Source organism: Pseudoalteromonas sp. XMcav1-K (genome assembly GCF_044005875.1).
Lineage (GTDB): Bacteria > Pseudomonadota > Gammaproteobacteria > Enterobacterales > Alteromonadaceae > Pseudoalteromonas > Pseudoalteromonas spongiae.
Window position 1 is genome coordinate 189,473 of sequence record NZ_JBIPJE010000043.1, and the last position, 22,519, is coordinate 211,991.

At 40.5% G+C, this 22,519-nt stretch carries 22 protein-coding genes and 1 tRNA gene; 18 read left to right on the plus strand and 5 right to left on the minus strand.

Annotation, left to right across the window (positions count from 1 at the left end; all coding sequences use genetic code 11):
- The first annotated feature begins 169 nt into the window (after nt 1-169).
- The 4 genes from ACHSBP_RS11165 to ACHSBP_RS11180 all read left to right on the plus strand — a co-directional run bounded on the left by ACHSBP_RS11165 (nt 170) and on the right by ACHSBP_RS11180 (nt 4,050).
- The gene (locus tag ACHSBP_RS11165; RefSeq protein ID WP_395388873.1) at nt 170-961 is read left to right on the plus strand and encodes a putative porin; all 792 of its coding nucleotides are present in this window, start codon (nt 170-172) and stop codon (nt 959-961) included.
- A gap of 251 nt (nt 962-1,212) precedes the next feature.
- Nucleotides 1,213-1,590, plus strand: a complete 378-nt coding sequence (locus ACHSBP_RS11170) for a Crp/Fnr family transcriptional regulator (protein ID WP_010559983.1) — start codon at nt 1,213-1,215, stop codon at nt 1,588-1,590.
- A 76-nt stretch (nt 1,591-1,666) separates the two neighbouring features.
- Complete coding sequence (locus tag ACHSBP_RS11175; protein WP_395388875.1) at nt 1,667-3,592, plus strand: CHASE2 domain-containing protein; 1,926 nt, start codon at nt 1,667-1,669, stop codon at nt 3,590-3,592.
- A 191-nt stretch (nt 3,593-3,783) separates the two neighbouring features.
- Nucleotides 3,784-4,050 (plus strand): DUF1272 domain-containing protein, encoded by a 267-nt coding sequence (locus tag ACHSBP_RS11180; RefSeq protein WP_010559985.1) that lies wholly within the window; start codon nt 3,784-3,786, stop codon nt 4,048-4,050.
- Here ACHSBP_RS11180 and ACHSBP_RS11185 read toward each other — a convergent pair.
- Nucleotides 4,047-5,345, minus strand: coding sequence for an anti-phage deoxyguanosine triphosphatase (locus ACHSBP_RS11185; RefSeq protein WP_395388876.1), 1,299 nt, complete (start codon nt 5,343-5,345; stop codon nt 4,047-4,049). The two genes, ACHSBP_RS11180 and ACHSBP_RS11185, sit on opposite strands and share 4 nt — an antisense overlap.
- A 122-nt stretch (nt 5,346-5,467) precedes the next feature.
- Here ACHSBP_RS11185 and ACHSBP_RS11190 point away from each other — a divergent pair, with 122 nt between their 5' ends.
- From ACHSBP_RS11190 to ACHSBP_RS11200, 3 genes are read left to right on the plus strand one after another with little or no spacing between them, the layout of a single operon-like run.
- Entirely contained in the window at nt 5,468-6,043 is a 576-nt protein-coding gene (locus ACHSBP_RS11190) for a hypothetical protein (protein ID WP_010559987.1), read from the plus strand.
- A gap of 59 nt (nt 6,044-6,102) precedes the next feature.
- Nucleotides 6,103-6,906: a glucosaminidase domain-containing protein gene (locus ACHSBP_RS11195; protein ID WP_010559988.1), complete on the plus strand. Its 804-nt coding sequence runs from the start codon at nt 6,103-6,105 to the stop codon at nt 6,904-6,906.
- Complete coding sequence (locus ACHSBP_RS11200) at nt 6,899-7,552, plus strand: DUF2987 domain-containing protein (protein ID WP_395388879.1); 654 nt, start codon at nt 6,899-6,901, stop codon at nt 7,550-7,552. Before ACHSBP_RS11195 ends, ACHSBP_RS11200 begins: the two co-directional genes overlap by 8 nt.
- 232 nt (nt 7,553-7,784) lie before the next feature.
- Here the strand turns inward: ACHSBP_RS11200 and pyk are convergent, their stop codons facing one another.
- Nucleotides 7,785-9,221 (minus strand): pyruvate kinase, encoded by a 1,437-nt coding sequence (gene pyk / locus ACHSBP_RS11205; protein ID WP_395388881.1) that lies wholly within the window; start codon nt 9,219-9,221, stop codon nt 7,785-7,787.
- A 467-nt stretch (nt 9,222-9,688) separates the two neighbouring features.
- Here pyk and gndA point away from each other — a divergent pair, with 467 nt between their 5' ends.
- Together gndA and msrB are read left to right on the plus strand one after the other, a co-directional pair.
- Nucleotides 9,689-11,062: an NADP-dependent phosphogluconate dehydrogenase gene (gene gndA / locus ACHSBP_RS11210; RefSeq protein ID WP_054981264.1), complete on the plus strand. Its 1,374-nt coding sequence runs from the start codon at nt 9,689-9,691 to the stop codon at nt 11,060-11,062.
- A complete protein-coding gene (gene msrB, locus ACHSBP_RS11215) occupies nt 11,062-11,433 on the plus strand; it encodes a peptide-methionine (R)-S-oxide reductase MsrB (protein ID WP_100913455.1) in 372 nt (123 codons plus the stop codon). Before gndA ends, msrB begins: the two co-directional genes overlap by 1 nt.
- Before the next feature lie 62 nt (nt 11,434-11,495).
- Here msrB and ansA read toward each other — a convergent pair whose 3' ends face one another.
- Both ansA and sppA read right to left on the minus strand, forming a co-directional pair.
- On the minus strand, nt 11,496-12,506 hold the full coding sequence (gene ansA, locus ACHSBP_RS11220; protein ID WP_395388882.1) for an asparaginase: 1,011 nt from the start codon (nt 12,504-12,506) through the stop codon (nt 11,496-11,498).
- 61 nt (nt 12,507-12,567) lie between these two features.
- Entirely contained in the window at nt 12,568-14,433 is a 1,866-nt protein-coding gene (gene sppA / locus ACHSBP_RS11225) for a signal peptide peptidase SppA (RefSeq protein WP_395388883.1), read from the minus strand.
- A gap of 215 nt (nt 14,434-14,648) precedes the next feature.
- On the opposite strand from sppA, the gene ACHSBP_RS11230 reads away from it, so the two are divergent.
- The 9 genes from ACHSBP_RS11230 to ACHSBP_RS11270 all read left to right on the plus strand — a co-directional run bounded on the left by ACHSBP_RS11230 (nt 14,649) and on the right by ACHSBP_RS11270 (nt 22,115).
- On the plus strand, nt 14,649-16,622 hold the full coding sequence (locus tag ACHSBP_RS11230) for an FAD-dependent oxidoreductase (RefSeq protein ID WP_395388884.1): 1,974 nt from the start codon (nt 14,649-14,651) through the stop codon (nt 16,620-16,622).
- Nucleotides 16,623-16,680: 58 nt separating this feature from the next.
- Nucleotides 16,681-17,376 carry a DoxX family protein gene (locus tag ACHSBP_RS11235; protein WP_395388885.1) on the plus strand — a complete coding sequence of 232 codons (696 nt, stop codon included), beginning with the start codon at nt 16,681-16,683 and terminating at the stop codon, nt 17,374-17,376.
- 74 nt (nt 17,377-17,450) lie between these two features.
- Nucleotides 17,451-17,999 (plus strand): NAD(P)H nitroreductase, encoded by a 549-nt coding sequence (locus tag ACHSBP_RS11240; RefSeq protein ID WP_105171316.1) that lies wholly within the window; start codon nt 17,451-17,453, stop codon nt 17,997-17,999.
- A 7-nt stretch (nt 18,000-18,006) separates the two neighbouring features.
- On the plus strand, nt 18,007-18,993 hold the full coding sequence (nagZ, locus tag ACHSBP_RS11245; protein WP_395388886.1) for a beta-N-acetylhexosaminidase: 987 nt from the start codon (nt 18,007-18,009) through the stop codon (nt 18,991-18,993).
- Between the two features lie 12 nt (nt 18,994-19,005).
- A complete protein-coding gene (locus ACHSBP_RS11250) occupies nt 19,006-20,382 on the plus strand; it encodes an SLC13 family permease (RefSeq protein WP_395388887.1) in 1,377 nt (458 codons plus the stop codon).
- A 93-nt stretch (nt 20,383-20,475) separates the two neighbouring features.
- Nucleotides 20,476-20,853, plus strand: a complete 378-nt coding sequence (locus tag ACHSBP_RS11255) for a hypothetical protein (protein WP_010560000.1) — start codon at nt 20,476-20,478, stop codon at nt 20,851-20,853.
- Between the two features lie 57 nt (nt 20,854-20,910).
- Nucleotides 20,911-21,001: transfer RNA gene (locus ACHSBP_RS11260), tRNA-Ser, on the plus strand.
- 52 nt (nt 21,002-21,053) lie between these two features.
- Nucleotides 21,054-21,428 carry a hypothetical protein gene (locus ACHSBP_RS11265; RefSeq protein ID WP_395388889.1) on the plus strand — a complete coding sequence of 125 codons (375 nt, stop codon included), beginning with the start codon at nt 21,054-21,056 and terminating at the stop codon, nt 21,426-21,428.
- Nucleotides 21,429-21,497: 69 nt separating this feature from the next.
- Nucleotides 21,498-22,115: an FKBP-type peptidyl-prolyl cis-trans isomerase gene (locus tag ACHSBP_RS11270; protein WP_010560002.1), complete on the plus strand. Its 618-nt coding sequence runs from the start codon at nt 21,498-21,500 to the stop codon at nt 22,113-22,115.
- 68 nt (nt 22,116-22,183) lie between these two features.
- Here ACHSBP_RS11270 and tusE read toward each other — a convergent pair whose 3' ends face one another.
- Nucleotides 22,184-22,516, minus strand: coding sequence for a sulfurtransferase TusE (gene tusE / locus ACHSBP_RS11275; protein WP_010560003.1), 333 nt, complete (start codon nt 22,514-22,516; stop codon nt 22,184-22,186).
- Nucleotides 22,517-22,519 lie beyond the last annotated feature (3 nt).

The following is a 22,519-nucleotide window of genomic DNA, read 5'->3' on the forward strand; positions in this document are numbered from 1 at the left end:
AATAAATAAACACCATTGTAAATCCGGTGTTAAATCTGATTAAAAAGCATTAAGTCTATGAATAGAAATGGATATTATTGACTTAATGTAAATGGCGTCGTTATTGTAACTGATTTGAGACTCTATATAATGCATATCGTCGAGAAGATCACTACACAAGGAAAGTAGCATGAAAAAAACATTATTAGCGAGTTTAGTTACGCTTACATCATTTGCAGCCTGTGCAAATGAATACCAGTCAATTTCAAATGCGTCATATGCTGATACGGACTACTATGAAATTGTAAACATTGATTCTGTATATTATTTTGATGCGCGTAAAGCACTTGGCCCATACAATGAGTTTTCTTACATCAATACCAAGTCGAATATCGGTGCGTCTTACAGCGATAATGATTACACGGATACAATAGGTGTTCGCGGTGAATATTTCTTCAACAATTTTGTAGCGGGTGCTAGCTACAACAATGCTGATTCAGATTGGGGTGATGTAGACTATTACGAGGCAGCATTTGGTTACTTATTTACACCCGATTTAATTGCACGTATTCACTACCGTGATTCTGATGCGCGAGGCATTGATGGTAGTTTTTATGCAACGGCACAGTACAATTTAAGCTTAAACACGACGGATTATGTTGGCTTTACTGCATCAGTTGATGAGGAATTTGATTTCTTTAGCTTAGATACCAAGTATTATGCAGAGCTTGGCCAAGGTCGTTACATAACCGTAAACCTTGATATTGATGCAGGTGACTTCGATCATTGGTTATTAGGTTCAAACTACTATTTCAATGAAGGTTTATCAGTATTTGCATCAGTTAATAAATCAGATGATATTCAAATTGGTGGACGTTATTACTTTAATACCAACTGGTCTTTATCGGGTAGCTACGGTACAAATCTAGATAGCGATTTTGAGTACGATATGTATCAAATCAATCTAACAGCGCAGTTCTAAAAAAACCGTTGATTGTAATCTTGTGAAATGGAAGCATTCGCTTCCTTTTTTAATGTGAAAAGGTTTTAGTTAACCTGAACTCGGGTTGTGAGGATATCTAAGCATCTCAAATATAATAACTATGTTGTTTCATATCTTCTGGAAAGTAATTTGTTATCCCTAGATCAGGTTAATTAGTCATTAAGTCGTAGACATCCCCTTGTTTAATCGCGATAATTTAGCCTAAAGTCAATTTATAAGTAAGGAATACTATGACTCGCGAATTAACCCTATTAGAAGGTCAAACCTTGTTTCAACAAGGCGACAAAGCAGAGCGTATGTATGTGATCCGCTCAGGTAAAATTAAGCTGGTTAAGTCAAAAATGGGACAATCCGTGGTATTAAGTTACTTAGGCGAGGGTGAGTTTTTAGGTGAGATGGCGATTATCACAAACTCATTGCGTAGTTGTTGTGCCATTGCAACGGAAGATACCGTATTGCAAGTATACGAGCGCGAACGCTTTGAAGAAATGTTAGCGAATAACGCGGGTATTGCCGCACGTATAATAGAAGGCTTGGCGGTACGTTTAGAAAAAACCACAGAACGTTTAATGGAACCTGTCACGTTGTTAGAAGCGGAAGGCGAATAAACGTTCAGTAAATCAAACTTTGCGTAAAATAGACTAGCACAACGCGTGAAGCCATATTTCAAGGTTAATTACTTGTATGTTTAATCAGGTTAGCAAAAAGTGGTTGTTGTATAGCCTGTTATCGTCGTTAATAAGTGTGTGTTGTGTGTACGTTTTGTCAAAAAGTGATGCTTGGCAGCAACTTGAAAACACGGCATTTGATGCACAATCCAGTATTATTCCCGCCAACGTCAATAAAACCGATATTGTTATTGTTGCTATTGACGAGCGAAGTTTTGCGCACTATCAATCTAGTTGGCCTTGGCCTGTAGGTTATTACATTAATTTACTAAAACGGTTAAATCACGCAGGCGCACAAGCGGTTGTATTAAATCTACCTGTAGATGCTTTACCTAATGCAAATGAGAAAGAAGCTTCTAATTTTGCAAGCAGTATAACAGCTAGCAACTTGCCTGTTTATTTTGCAAAGAGTCAAAGTGGACAGGACGATTCTTTATTGAATTATTATCGAGATGCGGGTGCAAAAGTTAAGTCTTTTAAATTGTCATCGGATCTTGATGGTGTGATAAGACGTTTACCGCGTGGTAGCAGCAGTATAAGTTACGCGTTTAGCGCACAAAACCCCACAAATAATACCCGAATTCATTTTATTGGCGATACAAATAGCTTTGTAACGATACCTTTCGTCAAGGCTGCAAATGCAAATCTGCTACCCGATCATATTTTCAAAGACAAAATCATCTTAGTGGGCATCGATATTCTTACCAATACGCGTTTTGGTGATACGGCCATTGACCGCTATCGTACCCCGCTTACTTGGTTTTCTGGCAATACAATGTCGGGTGTTGAGGTGCATGCTAACGCGATTGTTAATGTACAAAACGGGTTAAGTATTTCAACGTTAACTGTTTTGCAAACCGCGTTTTTAGCTTTGTTAGTTGCATTGTTTGCAAGTTATCTATTTACTGCAGCGTCGTTGAAAAAATCACTACTAGGTTTGGCTAAGTTAGTTGGTTTCATTGTGATTATTTCACTTTTTGCGTTTTATCATAGTGTTTCATTGCCGGTAGTAAGTTTGTGTGCGATAGCAATCAGTAGTTATTTCTTTTACTTTGTCCTTGGCTTTAAAAAACAGCACAGACAGCAGCAGTTTATTACTAATGCGTTTTCACGTTATGTATCCGGTCAGGTATTGCATGAGCTTAAAGACAACCCTACAAAGTTAGAGCTTGGAGGCGAGCGTAAATTTTTAGCGATTTTATTTGCTGATTTAGCTGGGTTTACCAAGCTCGCAGAGCAAACTCAGGCTGAACAAGTTGCGGATATTTTGCATCAGGTACTGACAGCGCATAGTCGCATTATCGTAAAACACGGGGGCACCCTTGATAAATATTTAGGCGATGCGGTAATGGCGTTTTGGGGTGCACCAGTAGCTTGTGAAAACTCGGTTGAAAAAGCGGTTGCTGCGGCAATTGAAATGAACGCAACTTGCGTAAAACTCAGTAAAGAATTACAACGCCAGGGGCTTCCTGAACTGAAACTGCGTATAGGTGTAAATTATGGCGAAGTTATCGTTGGCCATCTTGGCTCAGATATTTTATTCGATTACACTTGTATTGGCGATGCGGTAAACCAAGCGGCGCGCCTAGAAAGCGCCAATAGATTGTACGGCAGTGATTTATTGATTGGACAAGCTGTTTATGAGCAACTTGATGACAAATCCCATTTTACCTTAATTGATAAAGTGGTATTAAAAGGTAAATCGCAGGCCATCAATATCTATTGTTATTTTGAAAGCTCAATGCACCAACAGACACTAACACAAGCATTTTCTGCGTATTGCGAGAAGGACTGGCAAAAAGCGCACACCAACTACCAATCACTTTATTCTGACCCAGAGTTAATGGTTTTATGTAGATTGTTTCTTGAGCGCATCGGAGAATATAAACGCCAAGCACTCCCAGCATCATGGGGTGGTGAGTCATATTTAGATAAAAAATGATTATGCTATCGCGCCTGATTTCTGGGAAAGATTAGTGCGCTTCGTCACATTTATGGATTAATAAATATGACGCTATTGTGACAATTAAAATGCACTAATTAGCACTTTTTACTGGTTTTATTAATTGTTCATTAAATAAGCTTGTCAAACAGAGTTGCTTTCTTTATGTTCAAACAAAAAGGAGGATCGTAATGTCAAATATGGCAGAACACGCATTGTTCCATTGTCAAAAAAGCGAACAAGCACAAAGTGAAACGGAAGTGAGTTGCTTTGAGTGCACCAACTGTTTTCATCTGAGTAGCGAATGTTTAATTGATGTATGTCCGCATTGTGGCGAAGCATTAAAAGAACGTAGTTTACGACCCAGTGAATTACTTGAAACACAAGAAAGTCACTGTAGTCGTAATGTATCAAAAGACGATGGTACAGTATTTTACGACGACTCAAAAATAGCTTAATACTCAGTAGTAAATAAGCGACCGTGTACCTTTATGGCGTATTCATCGGTCATTGATGAGATGTAATCGCAAAGTTGACGGTAGCCGGTTTCGCCGTTTTCGAGCGCCGCTTGGTAAATTGTTTGACGAGTATGAGGTAACAACCTTAGCGGATCGCTGGCAAACGCGGCAAATAAATCGGAAATAATTTTTTGTCCTTTAAATTCAATTTGCTGCATTTCTGGGTGGCGAATTACATTACGAAACACAAATTGTTTTAACCCTTCAAGTAAAATAAATAACTCTTTGTCTAAATATACCGAGTGGTCGAGTAACGGGCTGTCGAATACGCCAAGCTTTTTCACTTTTGCCTGTGTAATAAATAAATTAACTAGTTCGCCAATTACCTCTTTTAAATCGGCTTCATCGCGCGAGAATAGTTGAGCAGAAATGCGTGGTAAATTGGTTTTAAGCCAACCGTCTTCTAACTCACTCAAATGATTTGCGACAAATTCATGCCATTGATGCTGACTTACCATGCCCGTGGCAATCGCATCTTCTAAATCATGCACGCCGTACGCAATATCATCGGCTAGTTCCATAATGGCACAGTCGAGGGATTTATAGTGGGTGCGAGCAACGCCATTCGCGTTTTCGGCAAATGATGTGAATATGGTTTTGTCTGTATTTGAAAGCGGTGCTAATACCCAATCAAACACCGCGCTTTCTTCGCAATAAAGCCCTTTTGCGGGAAGCCAACGAGTAGAGTTGATAAATTTATCTGTGCCATCATCATGCGGAATTTTCCACAACGATTTGATCAGCTGTGGGTATTTTATAAAACCTAATAAAGTGCGGCGTGTTAGGTTCATACCGTAGCCTTTACTGTAAGGCTCTAGTTTAGCCACAATTCTAAGTGTTTGGGCGTTGCCCTCAAACCCACCGTGCGCACGCATCATGTAATTGAGAGCCGTTTCACCGCCGTGACCAAAAGGCGGGTGACCAATGTCGTGTGCTAGTGATAACGTTTCGATAAGACTGCGACAAGGTAAGCATGCTGAAAATGATGCATTGCTCGGATTTGCTCTTAGTTGACCTAAAATACCACTGGCAATTTGTGCTACTTCGAGTGAATGGGTTAATCGGGTGCGATAAAAGTCATTTACGCCAATGCCCATAATTTGGGTTTTTGCTTGTAAACGCCTAAAAGCGGCTGCGTGAATAATGCGAGATCGGTCTTTTTGATACGGGGAACGTTTATCGTCGGGACGATGTTTGTTTTCTTGATAACGTCTAGCCAGCCATTCTTCAGTCATAAATCCGGTTTAATCTACTTCTATCATAGTGTTATTTTAGACATAAATTGCAACAACTTAAAACACTATTAAGGTATAAGCTGTGCCATAGTTAAAGCTAGGGTGATATTTGGAGTGAGATTATGCCATTACCAATTTTGCTCGGCGTTTCAGCGGCCGCAGTGTTAGCAAATTCGTTTTATCGAAGTGAGATAGAAAAGCAAGATAAACAACGTAAGTTAGGTTTAAAGGCACGCAGTGCGGTCGGTCGCTATCCGTGCGACCATCTACCGAGTGAATTTCAAATAACGCCGGAAATTGGCAGTATAGTGTGCTGTGGTGTTTACAACGGGTTTATCCACACAGGCTTAGTAATTGACGATGATCTTGTGTTAGAGCTACATGGTTCTGGATTATCGCGCGCCATTAGTTTCAAGCGCTTTTTACAAGACCGCAGTGGTCAGCATATTTTTGTTGCAACAGACACGCTTGCCAACCCAATCATATTTGATTTTGACCAAGAACACGTTGCTCGTCAGGTGTTTGCTTATCACGATTATCATGTGAGTAAACGCAATTGTTATTCACATTCCTGGTACTGCTTAACGGGTAAAATGACGCCGTTTGCGAGTTTCGAATTATTTAATAAAGCACTTAGTTCATTAGTGGGTCACAGTATTTATTGGGATAGAGCAAAGATTAAAAAGCTTACGTCCTAGTATGCATTAGTGTAGAATTGTTCCTTTTTTTAGACATTTCTAAACTACTTAAATTTTATATGAAGTTATTATTAAAACTAATTATAGTGTGTTTGTTTGGTTACATGTTGGTCGCTCCTTGGCTCACTGACTCTGACAAACAAGCCGAATCTAAAGATAAAACAACACAAGTAAAAAAAGTGGTTGTTGAAAAGCCGCTGCATAATGTGAAATTGCCTGATTTTGCGAAAATTCGTGATGTGAAAGCGCGCAAAAAAGCATTTTTTGATTTGTTGAAGCCACATGTAATCGCGGAAAACAAACGCATACTAAAGCAACGGGAAAAAATTGATTTAGCCTTAACCGAGCTAGAACTCGGCTTTGCCATTCCCGACGCACAAATCAAACCGTTAAAGAAAATTCTTGTTGAATATAAACTCGACGACACAGTTAACGAAGAAAACTTAACCCGTGCATTACGCCGTGTTGATATGATTCCACGTGCCATGGTGTTAACACAGGCAGCTAACGAATCAGGCTGGGGAACCTCGCGTTTTGCACGTATTGGCTTAAATTTCTTTGGCTTGTGGTGTTTTAAAGAAGGTTGCGGCATGGTACCTAATAAGCGTAATGAAGGGCGTAGCCATGAAGTTGCGGCATTTAAAACACTTGAGCAAAGTGTGCGCGCATATTTCAGAAACATTAATACGCACCCAGCATATCAACAACTTCGTGATCTAAGGCAAAGCAATCGCTACGACGAGCAGATTATACTAGCCGAGAAGTTATTGAATGGTCTTGGCAGCTACTCAGAACGCGGTCAAGCTTATATTGATGAACTAAATCACATGTTAATGACGAATCAAAGGTATTTCGGTGAATAAGATTTTAGTAGCGGCAGGCATTTTTGCATCAACACTTTCGTTAACGGCAAATGCGTCTGAATTTGTTGTCTCGTATGATGGCTTTTATGACCGTTTAAAAGTGATGTCGAAAGGGGATTACGCAAGCGCAGATGTTGGTTTTTATTTAATTAACCAAAACGCCAATCCCTGTACGATTGAAAGCGGCAGTATTATTACTAAAACCAATGAATATCCACTTAATTATACGAAAACCAGTAAATTGCTGTTACCGTTTGACGAAACGCTCGATAAAGACAAAGCACTTATCGTGGTACAGCCAAATGCGGGTGAGCAATGTCAGTTAAAATTGCAGATGGAATCAAGCCAAGATTACGGTGACAGTGTGTCGTTAAAACAAATGGCAAAGCTGCAAACTGAGTTTGATGATTTAATTGGCCGTTTGTCCGGCTTTTTTATGCGTACGCTGTTCTCGTTTATGATGCCAGAAGTGAAAGGTGTCACCTTAGTGTTTGATAACACAGTAACTGCACCAATGGGTGCGGGCGATGAAATTAAGTGTAAGGACAATCGCTGTACAATTGAATCGCTTGATGTGGAAGGGGAAGACAAGCGTTTAACGTTTTCACAACCAATTAAACAAGTGATCCCATATATCGCAAAATAATACTAATTCACTTAAGTAGCTGATCATCCTAGCGGACTAAATATCATGTTAACTGCGTTAGAATTTATCAATGTAGAACAACTACATAAGAAAAATTCCGCCTTGTTACCATTTCATTTACCCAGCGCGATTCTTGATCACATACTTAACAGAATTGGTATAAGCGATTTATTCATTGTTAAAAACAAAAAAACCAGTTCATTTGAACTGGTTTTTTTATGTTAATTTCGGCTTAATCTACCGTAACTAACTTAAGTGTATTTGTTGCACCAACAGTTTCCATCGCATCGCCGTGGGTCAAAATTACTTTATCACCAGATTGTAAGTAGCCTTTGCTTACTAATGTCGCTAATGCTTGTTTTACCAATGAACCTGAATCGTATTCTGTTGAATCGAAATACACCGGATAAACACCACGATAAAGTGCTGTTTGACCAAGAGTGCGGTTATGGCGAGATAGCGAATAAATTGGTAAACCAGAGCTAATACGCGACATTAATTTTGCCGTGCTACCCGATTCAGTTAATGCAACTAGTGCTTTTACAGAATCTAAGTGGTTTGCTGCGTACATTGCGGATAGTGCGATTGTTTCAGATGTGTTTTCAAACATTGAATCTAAGCGGTGCTTAGAAATAGCAGTTTGTGGCTGAGACTCTGCACCTAAACAAACACGCGCCATAGTTTCAACTGTGATAGCAGGGTAGTCACCCGCTGCAGTTTCTGCTGATAGCATTACCGCGTCAGTGCCATCAAGTACGGCGTTTGCAACGTCCATAACCTCAGCACGTGTTGGCATTGGGTTATCAATCATTGATTCCATCATCTGCGTCGCAGTGATAACGGTACGGTTTAGTGTACGTGCACGGCTGATAATTGCTTTTTGCTTACCAACAAGCGCCGCATCGCCAATTTCAACACCTAAATCACCACGGGCAACCATAACGGCGTCAGATGCTAATACGATATCGTCAATCGCTTCTTCCGTTTCAACGGCTTCTGCACGTTCGATTTTTGCAAGTAATTGCGCTTTTGAACCCGCAGCTTCTGCCAGTGAACGTACATAACGCATGTCATCGCCAGAACGAGGGAAAGAAACCGCAATGTAGTCAACGTCGATTTCAGTTGCAGTGATTAAATCTTCTTTGTCTTTGTCTGTAAATGCTGGTGCGGTTAAACCACCACCTAAACGGTTGATACCTTTGTTGTTTGATAACACGCCACCAACAGTTACTGTGGTGTGCACTTTTTTACCAACAACTTCATCAACAGTTAATTGAATTAAGCCATCATTTAATAGCAATAAGTCACCCGATGACACATCTTGTGGTAACTCTTTATAATCAATACCTACACCATCGATGTCGCCTTGACCTTTTTCCATTTCAGCATCAAGAATAAACTTTGCGCCTACTGCTAAGTTAACTTTACCTTCTTTGAACGTTGAAACGCGGATTTTAGGGCCTTGTAAATCGGCAAGAATAGCGATGTGTGTATCTAATTTTTTAGCAATTTCACGTACTTTTGCTGCACGATCTTTATGATCTTGTGCGACGCCATGAGAGAAGTTTAGGCGTACTACATTGGCACCTGCTTTTATTACTTTTTCTAAATTATCGTCTCTATCTGTAGCAGGACCGAGTGTGGCAACGATTTTGGTACGTCTTGGCATTTAGTAGCTCCCGTTGGCTATTTCTATATATTCTTTGTATTACACAACAACTAAGCTAAAGAGGCTAGCTTAATATACTTGCTTTTTGTGTGGTTAGTAGATTATGACACCGGTGTCATGTTGGCGTCAACTGATTGCACACTAGATTTAGTATGAATAATATTTATGTAAATTTTATTATACGCCTTTTAAATTATCTTAATAGCCCTCAAAAAGGACATAAGTCCGCTGAAATCGGTCGTTAGACGATTGATATTCGGTAGAGAATTGAACAAATCGAGTAAAATTAAGGCCTAGCAAAGAAATTATATTCTATAATTTTTTTAATAATAAAATTGCATGCTGGTCGAAAAGCCATATAATGCGCGCCATTACCGCTTAACTAATCTAAAAATACAGTGTAAACATCGCACTGACTAAAATTTAGATTAGCAATGAATTCACACCTAACAGTTAGGAGATTTTATATGCAAGTCGCATTAGTTGGCTTAGGCGTTATGGGTAAGAACCTTGCCTTAAATTTAATTGAGAAAGGTTTAAATCTCGTCGCTTATGACAAAAACCCAGATGCAGGCGAAGATTTACTGAGCTTAGCGAAAAAAGAAGGGTTTGCCGAACGACTGCATATTGTAAGCGACTTATCCGATATGGTTCGTCGTCTTGAAACACCGCGTTCAATTTTACTTTTAGTACCAGCAGGCGAGTTGGTAGACAAAGTGTGTTCAGAATTAATCGAAGCGGGCGTTGATATTAACGATATTATTGTCGATTGCGGTAACAGTAATTATAAAGACGGTATTGCCCGTAAACTGAAATATCAAAATAAGTTTGAATTTGCCACTATGGGTATTTCGGGTGGTGCTGAAGGAGCGCGTCATGGTCCGGCTATGATGGCATCTGGCTCTGAAGGCGGTTGGGAACGCATTATTCCTTTCTTTGAAAAAGTAGCGGCAAGCCATAATGGCGAATCGTGCTTTGCTCGTGTTGGTCAATCGGCATCAGGTCATTTTGTAAAAATGGTTCACAACGGCATTGAATATGCGTTAATGCAGTTAATTGCTGAGGTATATCATTTACTGCGTTTAGGCTGCGGTAAATCAAATGATGAAATTGCAGCGCTTTTTGATACTTGGTCTGAAGGTGAACTAAACAGTTACCTACTGTCAATTTCAAGCCATATATTAAAGCTTAATTCGAGCGATAACACACCGATTGTTGATTTAATCGATAATAAAGTTGGTGCAAAAGGCACAGGCCTTTGGACTGCGCAAAATGCCCTTGAATTAGGTATTGCGGTACCGTCGTTAGTCGCAGCGGTTCAAGCTCGTCACTTAACCAATACGCAAGATACCCACGCAGCGTTAGAAATGACTTACGCAGCAAAGCAACCTGCGAAAGTAGACATTGATCTAGAAGAATTACGTAAAGCATTCCATTTAGCGAGCCTTTTATGTTACCGCCAAGGTTTAGCCTTGATTAAAGGTGCATCACGCTCACATCAGTGGAAGGTGGATTTAGCTAAAACGTTACAAACATGGCGTGCAGGCTGTATTATTCGTGCAGATTACTTAGATCAAATCGCAGAAGGTAACGGCTTTATTGATGGTTTAAATGATGAAGTGATCGCACTTCGCAACATTGCCGCTGACGCAGTAAGATCAGGCCTTGCGTTCCCAGTACTCGCAGCTACGCAAACTTACTATGCAACGCTTACAACACCAAGCAATGGTCATTTAGTACAAGCACAACGCGATTACTTTGGTGAGCATGGTATTAAAACGCATGAAGGCGAAACTTGTCATTTAACTGACTTAACTCACATAGATGCAAAAGTACGATAATGGATAAAAAATGGCAAACACACCTCACCGATGCACAAAAACATGTGTGCGTAGATGGGGGCACTGAATACCCATTTACGGGAGAATATAACGACTTCTTTGAGTCGGGTGATTATTACTGTGTTTGCTGTAATGCTTTGTTGTTTAAATCGGAAGATAAATTTCAATCTGGTTGTGGTTGGCCGGCTTTTAGTTTCAGTGAAAAAGAAAGTATTCGTTACTTACGTGATAGCTCACATGGCATGGAACGCATTGAAGTGCGTTGTAAGCAGTGTGATGCGCATCTTGGTCACGTATTTAATGATGGTCCGCCGCCTACGGGTACGCGCTATTGTATTAACTCAGTGTGTTTAGATTTTAAAGCAAAGTAATTACAAGTTAGTTAACAAAAAAGCGCCGTAGGGCGCTTTTTTACTGGCATATCACATCTACTCTAGCGAGTGAGTTCACCTTTTAGGTTGTCTTGCATTAAATGGCGTACCGTTTCAACTTCTAAGTTTTGACTAAGTAAGTAATGTAGTTTTGTAAGACAGGCTTCTAACGTCATATCGTAACCGCTAATTACGCCCGCATTTAATAGTGCGTTACCGGTTGCATAACCACCCATATTAACACTGCCTTGAATACATTGAGTAAGGTTGATAATTACTAACCCTGCTTGTGTTGCGCTACTAAATAATTCAAGCATTTCAGGGTTTTGAGGTGCATTACCTACACCAAAACTCAATAGTACAAGTGCTTTTAAAGAGTCTGTCATCATACTTTTAATCAGGTCGACAGAGATGCCTGGGTACAAGTGCAATACGGCAATTTGCTGAGGCGTAATTTTAGTAACGTCCAGTTTATTGTTTAAACTTGGGCTTAATTGGCCGGCAACTAACTCAATATTAATGCCTACCTTAGCAAGCGGCGACATGTTAGGTGAACCAAAAGCAGCAAAACCATCGGCATGCATTTTGGTTGCACGGTTACCACGGTAAAGTTGATTATTGAAATATAAACTTACTTCACCGATAGGGTAATTAGCCGCTAGATACATTGCGTTGAGTAAGTTAACTTGACCGTCTGAACGCAATTGCGATAGTGGAATTTGCGACCCAGTAACAATCACCGGCTTGGTTAAATTTTCCAACATAAAGGAGAGGGCAGATGCGGTATACGCCATGGTATCGGTGCCATGTAGTACGACAAAACCGTCATACTCTGCGTATTTTGCTTTAATATCATCAGCGATTTGCTGCCAATGCATTGGGCTCATATCAGATGAATCAATTAACGGGCAATACTCGTGAATATCAAATAATGGCATTTCTTCACGATTAAATTCAGCGCTGGCTTTAACTGTTTGGGTAAGAAATCCTTCAGCTGGAATATAGCCTTTGCTTGATTTCTTCATACCTATGGTACCGCCTGTGTAGGCAATATATATTTTCTTTCTTTTCATAAAAATAGCCCGGTAGTTGTACCGGGCTATTATAGTGTAAAAGTTAGGGTATAAGTAGCGTTTAGTAGCTAACTGTACACACTAAACACTTAGCGTAAACACCATTTGGATCGTTAAACTGCTCTAAGCTTGATACCTGCTGTTTAAGACCATGAGCTGTTTGCATTATGCTGTTTTTAACTGGCGCGTAATCGTCTTTGCTAATGTACGCTTTAACAAATGCAGCCGCTTGAGATTCACCAAAAATCTTTTGCACTAGCATTTCTTGCTCAGTTAATTGATGCTCAATAGTGATAACATCGTACATCGATAAGCTAGCAAGCTCAGCTGCGCGTTTGATTGCATCTTGTTTATTACCAAGGGCATCTACAAGGCCAAGCTCTTTTGCTTTTGTACCAATCCAAACGCGACCTTGTGCTACTTTATCGACTTCGGCTTTATCCATACCGCGCGCTTCAGATACAACCGTTAAGAAGCGGTCATACGCACTTTCTACAGACATTTGAATAACGTCAGCTAGTTTTGGCTCAAGTGGGCGCAACATAGAAAACGATGCCATATCGGTTGTTGCAACACCATCTGAATAAACACCTAACTTAGCGAGGGTCTTTTCAAATGTCATCATAGTACCGAATACACCGATTGAACCAGTGATAGTACTTGGCGCCGCCCAAATTTCATTAGCGTTGGCTGCAATCCAATAGCCGCCTGATGCAGCAACAGAGCCCATTGAGGCAATAACAGGTTTACCTGCGTCTTTTAACGCTAACACTTCTGCACGAATAATTTCAGATGCGAACATACTACCGCCACCTGAATCAATACGCAGCACAACGGCTTTTACTTTGTCGTTTAAGCGAGCGCGACGCAGTAGTTTCGCTGTTGAATCACCACCAATTTCACCTGCTTTACGTTCGCCATCAACAATGTTGCCTTTTGCAACAACCACAGCAACTTTATCCGTAATTGGGTTTTCAATTGGGAACGGTGGTTTTAACGTTTTTAAGTATTTGTTAAATGAAATCTGTTTAAATGACTTACCTGATTCATTGCTGCCTACTTCTGCAATTAGCTTTTGGCGTAATGCCTCTTTGCTAACTAACTGGTCTACCCACTTATATTGCAATGCGAATTGACCTGAATGACCATTAACCTTTGCAAACTTTTCTTTGTACGTTTCCATATCTTCGTCAAAGTTTGTTATTTCAAAACCACGGTGTGCTGCAACGTCTGTTTTATATTCAAGCCAAAGCGCGTCTAACCATGCTTTGTTTGCTTCTTTTGCAGCTTCTGACATATTACTGCGGATCAGTGGCTCAACAGCTGACTTAAACGTACCAACGCGGAAAATATGCTGTGATATTTCCAGCTTATCAATCGCTTCTTTAAAATAAAGCGGGTAAGTTGCATAACCTGAAATATCAACAGCGCCATATGGGTGCATTAAGATTTCATCGGCTTTACTGGCAATGTAATACTGCGCTTGCGAATAATAGTCGCCGTATGCGTATACTTTTTTGCCAGTTTCTTTGAACTTATCAAGCTGCGCTGAAATAGCCTTTAATTTATTAAGATGCGCGCCCTGCATTTTTTGTAGGTCGAGTAATAACAGCTTTATTTTTTTATCTTTTGCTGCGTACTTAATCGTCATCAAAATATCGTCAAGCAATACTTCAGGCGGCTCATCATTTGAACCCATAGAGTCATTAAGTGCTGCTTCTACAGGGTCTATGTATGTTTTCTCTTCAACAATATTGCCAGATAATGACAGTACTAGCGCAGAGTCTTGTTCAACAATAATTTCGTCTTCTGAACTCATAATTGATACAAACAGTGCAATTAGAATAAAGAAGAACAGAATGTTTAATACGAGGCGTCTTGAAAAATTTAAAATATTCCAAAAACCTACAAATGCCTTTTTAACCAAAATCCTATCCTATATATAGATTTATCATCTATTACCATCTTAACTTACTTTTTAGGCAAACTTAAATGAAAAACGTAACTAAGTGTTTAGCTAAAAAGTTTAGATAAAACATTATAGTTAGTGAGTAAGTTAAGAGATCACTTTGGACAAGCTTGAGTTAACTGGTTAAACCAGTTAAAGTGCTTGAGGTATGACCAGTAGAGTAAGTAGCAAGTATGTTAGAACAAGAATTAAAACTGAAAAACAATTCACTGCGAAATCGCCTTGTAATGGGCTCAATGCACACCGGTTTAGAAGAAGGTGTTTGGAACATAAAGCGCTTAAAAGCGTTTTATGAGGCACGCGCAAAAGGCGGTGTTGGTTTAATTATTACAGGGGGCTTTAGCCCAAACTTGGTTGGTAAATTAACGCCAATCTCGTCGTCATTTAATACTTTTTTTGATGTGTTAAAGCATCGCCCAGTAACCAAAGCGGTGCACGAACACGGTGGTAAAATTTGCTTACAACTGCTTCATGCAGGACGATATGCCTATCACCCATTTAATCAAGCGCCAAGCGCAATTAAGGCGCCAATTAACCCATATAAGCCAAAAGAAATGTCGCTTAGCAATATTCAAAGCACGGTTAAGTCATTTGCTAAATCGGCTCGACTTGCAGAGCGTGCAGGCTATGATGGCGTTGAAATCATGGGGTCAGAAGGTTATTTAATTAATGAATTTATGGCTCCGCGTACCAACAAACGCACCGATAAATACGGTGGTTCAAACGAAAACCGTATGCGTCTTGCAAAAGAAATTGTTGAAGCTGTGCGCCGAGAAGTAAGCGATAAGTTTATTATTGTATTCCGAATTTCGGTAATGGATTTAGTGGAAGAAGGTTCAACCCAAGATGAAGTGATTGAACAAGCAAAGGTGTTAGAAAAAGCGGGTGTTGATATTTTTAACACCGGTATTGGCTGGCATGAAGCGCGTGTTCCAACCATTGCCAGTATGGTACCGCAAGGTGCGTTTGTTGAAGCAACCGAAATGCTAAAACAGCATGTATCTATTCCATGTGTTGCGGTAAACCGTATCAATACGCCAGACCTTGCTAATTCAATCTTAACTAATAAATCTGCCGATTTAATCTCAATGGCAAGACCGTTACTGGCAGACCCAGATTTCTTTAATAAATACGTTGAAAACAAAAGCGACAACATTAATGTGTGTATTGCGTGTAACCAAGGGTGTTTAGATAACGTATTCAAAGGTAAACGCGCCACATGTCTTGTCAATCCGCGTGCTGGTTTTGAATTAGATTATTCATTAGAACCTACAACTAATCCTAAAAATGTACTGGTTGTTGGTGGTGGTCCAGCAGGCTTAGCGGCAAGTTGCTATTTAGCTGAGAAAGGGCACAAAGTGACGTTAATTGAGCGCTCAAAGCACTTGGGTGGTCAGTTTAATTTAGCGATGCGTGTGCCGGGTAAAGAAGACTTTAACTATACCCTTGATTACTTTAAATCAGAGCTAACTAAGTTAAAGGTAAATGTTCAGCTTGAAACTGCGTTTGACGATAGCATGTACGAACAATACGACAATCTGGTATTTGCTACCGGTGTTCGTCCGCGTGAAGCGTCATTTGCGTTAAAAGATGGCAGAACCTTACTTGCGTATGATGAAGTTATCCGTGGCGAAGTAGAAATCGGCAAAGATGTCGTTATTTTAGGTGCCGGCGGTATTGGTTTTGATATGGTTGCATTTTTAGCTGAAAAAGCCAATAAGTCGGTTGACGAATTCAAGCAGCAATGGGCAATTAATGTCGACGGGCATCAACATCACATTCCACACAATATTACTATGTTAAAGCGCAGTCCAGGTCGATTTGGTAGCGACCTAGGTAAAACGACTGGTTGGATCCACCGTGCGGTAGCGAAGCAACAAAATGTACAACAGATCAGTGGTTGTAATTATGTTGAATTGAATAAAGACGGCCTCGTTATCGAGGTAGATGGTAAGCAACAAACCATTCCATGTGATTCGGTGATTACCTGTATTGGTCAAGTGTCTAATACCAATACCTTTGAATCACAACTCGAAAATGGAAAATATGCGTCTAAAATTGATGTGATCGGTGGCGCAAAATTAGCCTCAGCAATCGATGCAAAACGCGCAATTTTTGAAGCGCTGCAAGTTGCTCGAAAAATTTAGTGAATAAATAACTGTGTTTTACCGGTCTTTAATTTAGTTATAAAAATTAGAGGTCGGTATGACACTGCTTAATCACTATCAAACATTAATTCAAAAAAGCCAGATTTTCTCTGGTATTCCATTTTTACTGTTCCGCTTAATTCTCGCACCTGTCATGATCATTGCAGGTTACAGTAAGCTCGGTATGAGCGAAAACCCTGCTAGTTTTTCCGAAGCCATTATGGCGTTACCTAGCGTTGTCTCATGGTTTGGTAATAGCGAATGGGGATTAGGCTTACCAATGCCGGGGTTATTGGCATTTTTAGCTGGGTGGACAGAGTTTCTGGGTGGGTGGTTGATTCTAATTGGCTTATTTACCCGCGCCGTTGCGATTCCATTAGCGTTTACTATGGTTGTCGCGATTACCACTGTGCATTGGCACAATGGTTGGTTTTCAATTACCCCAACAAATAGCGAGACCAGTGCCGCAAAAGTATTGGATTGGCTAGCTATTCCTGGTGCAAAGGCCAGTTTAGAAAATTCCAAAGCAGCACAAGAACGATTGAACAAGATGCGCGAGATCCTTGATGAACATGGATTTACAGAATACTTGTATGAAACCGGTAAACCCGTTGTGTTAAATAACGGTATTGAGTTTGGTTTTATTTATTTTGCCATGTTGTTGAGTTTATTTTTTAATGGCGGCGGCAGATACGTCAGCCTCGATTATTGGCTTGCGCGCAAGTTTTTACGAAACACCCAGCAAGATAGCTAGTCCATCGGTGCGTTAAACTCTTTTCTTTTCAGTGCAGTTTGTTAAGCTTGGCAAAAAACTAACTTGTCAGCTTAATGAACGCATTAGAACTCTTATTAGAACGTCAATCAGACAGTAAACTTACTACACCAGGCCCAACAACAGAGCAGTTGGATATTATTAAACAAGCAGCGCTTCGCGCGCCAGATCATGCAGCTCTCAAGCCATGGCAGTTTATTCTTGTTGAAGGTGATGCCCGTGAGAAACTTGGCGAAATCTATTATCAAGCCGCATTGAACAACAACGCCGATGACACCGTATTAGCGCGTGCTAAAGAGCTGCCTTTGCGTGCACCGCTTATTATTATTTGTATTGCTAAGTATAAGCCTCATGACAAGGTGCCAAGAATCGAGCAGGTACAATCAGCAGGGTGTGCGGTAATGGCTATGCAACAAGCGGCATTTGCGCAAGGGCTTGCCGGTGTATGGCGCACGGGTAGTTATGCACAAGACGACTATGTAAAACAAGCGCTTAATCTTGCTCCAGAAGATGAATTAGTTGGCTTTTTGTATCTTGGCAGCAAAGTAAACGATTTTAAAAAGTCGCGAAATATCGACGTTAATGATTTTTTCACAAGCTTGTAGGAGCATCATGCTAGGACCGATTACCACAGGCATTGATGATAAAACATTATCTCAAGAAGAGCTTGAACTATTAGCGCACCCATTAGTGGGCGGCGTTATTTTGTTTTCCCGTAACTTTGAAAATATCGAGCAACTGTGCGCGCTAACAAAACACATTAAAACCATTAATCCATCACTATTAATTTCAGTTGACCATGAAGGCGGTCGTGTACAGCGTTTTCGTGACGGGTTTACTGAATTGCCAAGCATGTCGGATGCATTTATGTTTGCTAATAGCGGCTTAAATGACATTGGCTGGACACTGGCTGCAGAGTTACTTGCGTGTCAAATTGATTTCTCGTACGCCCCTTGTGTTGACGTGAATGGTATTTCACAAGTGGTTGGCAATCGTGCTTTTTCGTCTGAACCCATGGATGTAATCAATGGCGCGAAAGCGCTGATCAGTGGTTTACACAGTGCGGGTATGAAATCGGTTATTAAGCATTTTCCGGGTCACGGCTCGGTCGGTCCAGATTCGCACATTGCGATGCCGAAAGATGATCGTAGTTTTAGAGAGATAAGTCAGTTTGATTTACTGCCGTTTAAAGCGTTAATTGATTTAGGCATTGCGGATGCGGTCATGCCTGCGCACGTGATCTACTCTGAAGTTGATGAAAATCCAGCGTGTTTTTCGCCATTTTGGTTGCAAAAGGTGTTACGACAGCAGCTTGGTTTCAACGGCCCTGTGATATCTGACGATATGGGAATGCAAGGCGCAGTGCAAGTGGGGGATTATGTCACCCGAGTGACAAAAGCCTTGCAAGCCGGGTGCGATAACGTACTACTGTGCAATGAAAAAGAAGGACTTTATCAAGTGCTTGATGGGCTATCTGTAGCAGATTTTCAAGAACACGGTTCACGTATGAAGGTGTTTCATCAAAAGCGTTATCCAAGTTGGGATGATGTGAAACGTGATGCACGATGGCAATATTGCCAAAAACTGATAAAAAGTTAACCTACAAATAATATGAATAACAATAATAAACATATTTTGATTGGGGTTGTTTTGTGTCTGATTGCTTATTTAGCATCACGATATTTATGGCTGCAACCCGATACCATTTCCTTTACCTTAGCAATTACCGTTATTACCGCTTATTTTTGGGTGACTGAGGCACTGCCAATACCGCTTACATCTGTCATACCAATTGGTTTGTTTCCATTCGTTGGCGTATTAACGCACCAGCAAGCAGCATCATCGCTAGGTTCACACGTTATTGTATTGTTGATGGGCGCGTTTATGTTAGCGGTGGGAATTGAAAAATCTGGCGTTCATCGGCGCATCGCATTTGCCATATTGAAAGTCATTGGTGGCGACAGCGCACTTCGCATTATTTTTGCCATTATGGCAACTAGCAGCATTTTGTCTATGTGGATTTCAAACACCGCGACAGTCGTTGCGTTGCTCCCTGTGGTGCTCGCGATTTGCGCATCAACCGATGATAATCGATTTAAAATCGCCTTATTGCTAGGGCTGGCATATTCGGCATCGTTGGGGGGAGTAGGTACACTGATTGGTACGCCACCAAATGTGATTTTTGCGTCGGTTTATGAAGAGTTTGCTGGTGAGGAATACGGTTTTATTCGTTGGATGAAAGTAACCGTGCCGATTATTGTGATTTCAATTCCATTAATGGCGCTATGGCTTGCCCGTGGCATTCGTTTATCGTCGGCTATTCATCTGCCTAAGTGCGATGGTTGGAGCATTGCAGAAAAACGCGTGTTAGTGATTTTTGCACTGGTTGCGCTACTTTGGGTATTTCGTAAAGAGCCGCTTGGCGGCTGGTCACAGATGCTTGATATTAATACCGTAGGGGATTCGTCGGTTGCCTTGTTAGGTGTTCTTGCAATGGCAATAACCAGTAATGGCAAAGGGGGTCGTATTCTCGAATGGCAGGACGCGAAAGAAATCCCATGGGGCATGCTGCTGTTATTTGCCGGTGGTATTTGTATTGCTAAAGCGTTTGTTTCAAGCGGGTTAAGTGAGTTACTCGGTCAGTTTTTTGTGGCATTGGGTACGTTACCTGTACTACTTAGTTTGTTTGCATTGGCGATAGGGGTCTCGTTCTTAACGGAAATTACCTCTAATACGGCAACAGCGACGCTTATGATGCCAATTATCGCAAGTGCTGCCATTGCACTTAATTTACCAATTGAACTTTTAATGATCCCTGTGGTGATTAGTTGCTCGTGCGCATTTTGTTTACCGGTTGCAACGGCACCTAATTCAATTGTTTTTGCTAGTGGCGAAGTGTCAATTAAAGATATGGCAAAACAAGGCGTTGCACTCAATGTTTTAGTTGCGTCAATCGTCGCGTTTGTGAGTTTTTATTTCTTGACATAAAGCTAAAATGGGCTATTTAAAAACTGTTCGTTTTTTGTTAAGGTGATGTATTAACAACCAATTTAATCCATCAAAATAATAAAAGGCGCAGTTATGAATAACTTGTTTTTGCGCGAAAAAGAAAGTTGGTCAATATGGCTTATGTGGGGAGTCGTTTCAGCGATTGCTGTGTATATAACAGCAACGCAAACAAATGATTTTAGTCATATTGTCTTTATTAAGCTTGGCGTTTTTTCGCTACTGACTTGGTATATGACGTATTTGAAACGGTTTTCGTTTTGGCGTGCGATGAAAATTTCGCTTGTGGTGTTTTCGATTGCAATAACACCGGTATTATTTTTTAATTTTGAAGCGGTTAGCTTATTAAAAAATGCAGATATTGCGATAAAAGTGGGGCTTTTATCACTGGTAACGGTTATTTTTAGCTTAGTTTGTTCGTTAATTGCGCGTCAGCCAAAAGAATATTACTAAATATTAAATTTTTACTTTACAACGTGATACGAACTCATTAATATGCGCTCCAACAACGGAGAGATGGCTGAGTGGTTGAAAGCACCGGTCTTGAAAACCGGCATAGGTTAATAGCCTATCTAGGGTTCAAATCCCTATCTCTCCGCCACCTCATTCCCAAAACCGCCTTTAGGCGGTTTTTTTCGTTTTGGAGTTTGATTATGAATAATAAAGCGAAGTCGACTTTTCTGGTGTTAGTATTTGCGGTTATTTATGCAGTAGTGCTGCAACAAGGCATTTTATTACTTACCGATTACTTGCAAGTGGGGGCGGACGCCCTGGTTAGCAAGTGGCAAACAGCATTGGGCTTATTTGTATTTAACTTGCTTGTCGCACAAACCACACGTAAGTACTTTAAAACGCATCAACGTTCACTTTTCTCGTTAACAGTTGGATTTGCATCGGCACTTTTACCGACACTATTTGTTTATCAATTGGCGCTGATTTGGCCTTTGTTACTTGCGAATGTGGTGATTTCAATTTTGGCATTGTTAGCACAAAGTAAGTTAGAGTTGTTACACAGTAAAAGTCAGTAATTGCGGTAACAAGTGGGTGTTATCTATGTTAGACTGGCATTTTTATAACTTAAATAAAGTATAGAGATTATGTCAGATAAATTTAATTCAAATGCTGAAAAAGCAAGTTACGGTATCGGTCTACAAATGGGTGAGCAACTTAAGTCAAACCCATTTGAAGGTTTAAACTTAAACTCAGTATTTGAAGGCATGAAAGATGCTTACACTGGTGCTGACTTCCAAGTTGAGATCCCAGCTATTCAAGCAGCGTTTGAAGAAATTAATGCTGAAATCACAAAGCGTCGTGAAGAAGAAGCAAAAGTACTTGCAGCTGAAGGCGAATCTTTCCTTGCTGAAAACGCTAAGCGTGCTGAAGTAACGGTAACTGCATCAGGTCTACAGTATGAAGTACTAACTACAGGTGAAGGCGACAAGCCAACAGCTGAGTCAACGGTACGTACTCATTACCACGGTACATTAATCAATGGTGACGTGTTCGATAGCAGCTACGATCGCGGCCAGCCAGCTGAGTTCCCAGTAGGCGGTGTTATCAAAGGTTGGACTGAAGCATTACAAATGATGCCAGTTGGTTCAAAATGGCGTTTATACGTACCACATGACCTAGCTTATGGCGAGCGTGGTGCGGGTGCATCAATCGCACCTTTCTCAACACTTATCTTCGATGTTGAGTTATTAGATATCCTATAAGCATTTGCTTATTAAAAAAAGCCAGCGTTAATGCTGGCTTTTTTATTTGTGTAAATTAACCGACCAGGTTAAATGCAGCGCGCTGGTTTTGGTAGCCCTGCAATTTTTGTAGCTTGTTTCGCCGGTCCCTTAGGGAACAATTTATATAAATACTTGCTGTTTCCTTTGTCTTCACCAAGTTTTTTTGCCATGGCTTTTACTAACATACGTATTGCTGGACTGGTATTGAATTCAAGATAAAAATCTCGCACAAAATACACAACTTCCCAATGATTATCACTGAGCGAGATGTTTTCCTGCTCAGCAATGATAGGGGCGAGCGCTTCGCTCCACTGGGTAAAATCCTTCAGATAACCCTCTTTATCAGTATCGATAGTTTTATCGTTTATGCAATAGCTCATGTT

Coding starts and splice junctions, on each gene's coding strand:
- ACHSBP_RS11180 (WP_010559985.1), top strand. CDS start 3,784: ATGTCAAATATGGCAGAACACGCATTGTTCCATTGTCAAAAAAGCGAA.
- ACHSBP_RS11255 (WP_010560000.1), top strand. CDS start 20,476: ATGAATAACTTGTTTTTGCGCGAAAAAGAAAGTTGGTCAATATGGCTT.
- ACHSBP_RS11175 (WP_395388875.1), top strand. CDS start 1,667: ATGTTTAATCAGGTTAGCAAAAAGTGGTTGTTGTATAGCCTGTTATCG.
- ACHSBP_RS11185 (WP_395388876.1), bottom strand. CDS start 5,345: ATGACTGAAGAATGGCTGGCTAGACGTTATCAAGAAAACAAACATCGT.
- ACHSBP_RS11270 (WP_010560002.1), top strand. CDS start 21,498: ATGTCAGATAAATTTAATTCAAATGCTGAAAAAGCAAGTTACGGTATC.
- ACHSBP_RS11165 (WP_395388873.1), top strand. CDS start 170: ATGAAAAAAACATTATTAGCGAGTTTAGTTACGCTTACATCATTTGCA.
- msrB (WP_100913455.1), top strand. CDS start 11,062: ATGGATAAAAAATGGCAAACACACCTCACCGATGCACAAAAACATGTG.
- ACHSBP_RS11230 (WP_395388884.1), top strand. CDS start 14,649: ATGTTAGAACAAGAATTAAAACTGAAAAACAATTCACTGCGAAATCGC.
- ACHSBP_RS11170 (WP_010559983.1), top strand. CDS start 1,213: ATGACTCGCGAATTAACCCTATTAGAAGGTCAAACCTTGTTTCAACAA.
- pyk (WP_395388881.1), bottom strand. CDS start 9,221: ATGCCAAGACGTACCAAAATCGTTGCCACACTCGGTCCTGCTACAGAT.
- tusE (WP_010560003.1), bottom strand. CDS start 22,516: ATGAGCTATTGCATAAACGATAAAACTATCGATACTGATAAAGAGGGT.
- nagZ (WP_395388886.1), top strand. CDS start 18,007: ATGCTAGGACCGATTACCACAGGCATTGATGATAAAACATTATCTCAA.
- ansA (WP_395388882.1), bottom strand. CDS start 12,506: ATGAAAAGAAAGAAAATATATATTGCCTACACAGGCGGTACCATAGGT.
- ACHSBP_RS11235 (WP_395388885.1), top strand. CDS start 16,681: ATGACACTGCTTAATCACTATCAAACATTAATTCAAAAAAGCCAGATT.
- gndA (WP_054981264.1), top strand. CDS start 9,689: ATGCAAGTCGCATTAGTTGGCTTAGGCGTTATGGGTAAGAACCTTGCC.
- ACHSBP_RS11265 (WP_395388889.1), top strand. CDS start 21,054: ATGAATAATAAAGCGAAGTCGACTTTTCTGGTGTTAGTATTTGCGGTT.
- ACHSBP_RS11190 (WP_010559987.1), top strand. CDS start 5,468: ATGCCATTACCAATTTTGCTCGGCGTTTCAGCGGCCGCAGTGTTAGCA.
- ACHSBP_RS11250 (WP_395388887.1), top strand. CDS start 19,006: ATGAATAACAATAATAAACATATTTTGATTGGGGTTGTTTTGTGTCTG.
- ACHSBP_RS11195 (WP_010559988.1), top strand. CDS start 6,103: ATGAAGTTATTATTAAAACTAATTATAGTGTGTTTGTTTGGTTACATG.
- ACHSBP_RS11240 (WP_105171316.1), top strand. CDS start 17,451: ATGAACGCATTAGAACTCTTATTAGAACGTCAATCAGACAGTAAACTT.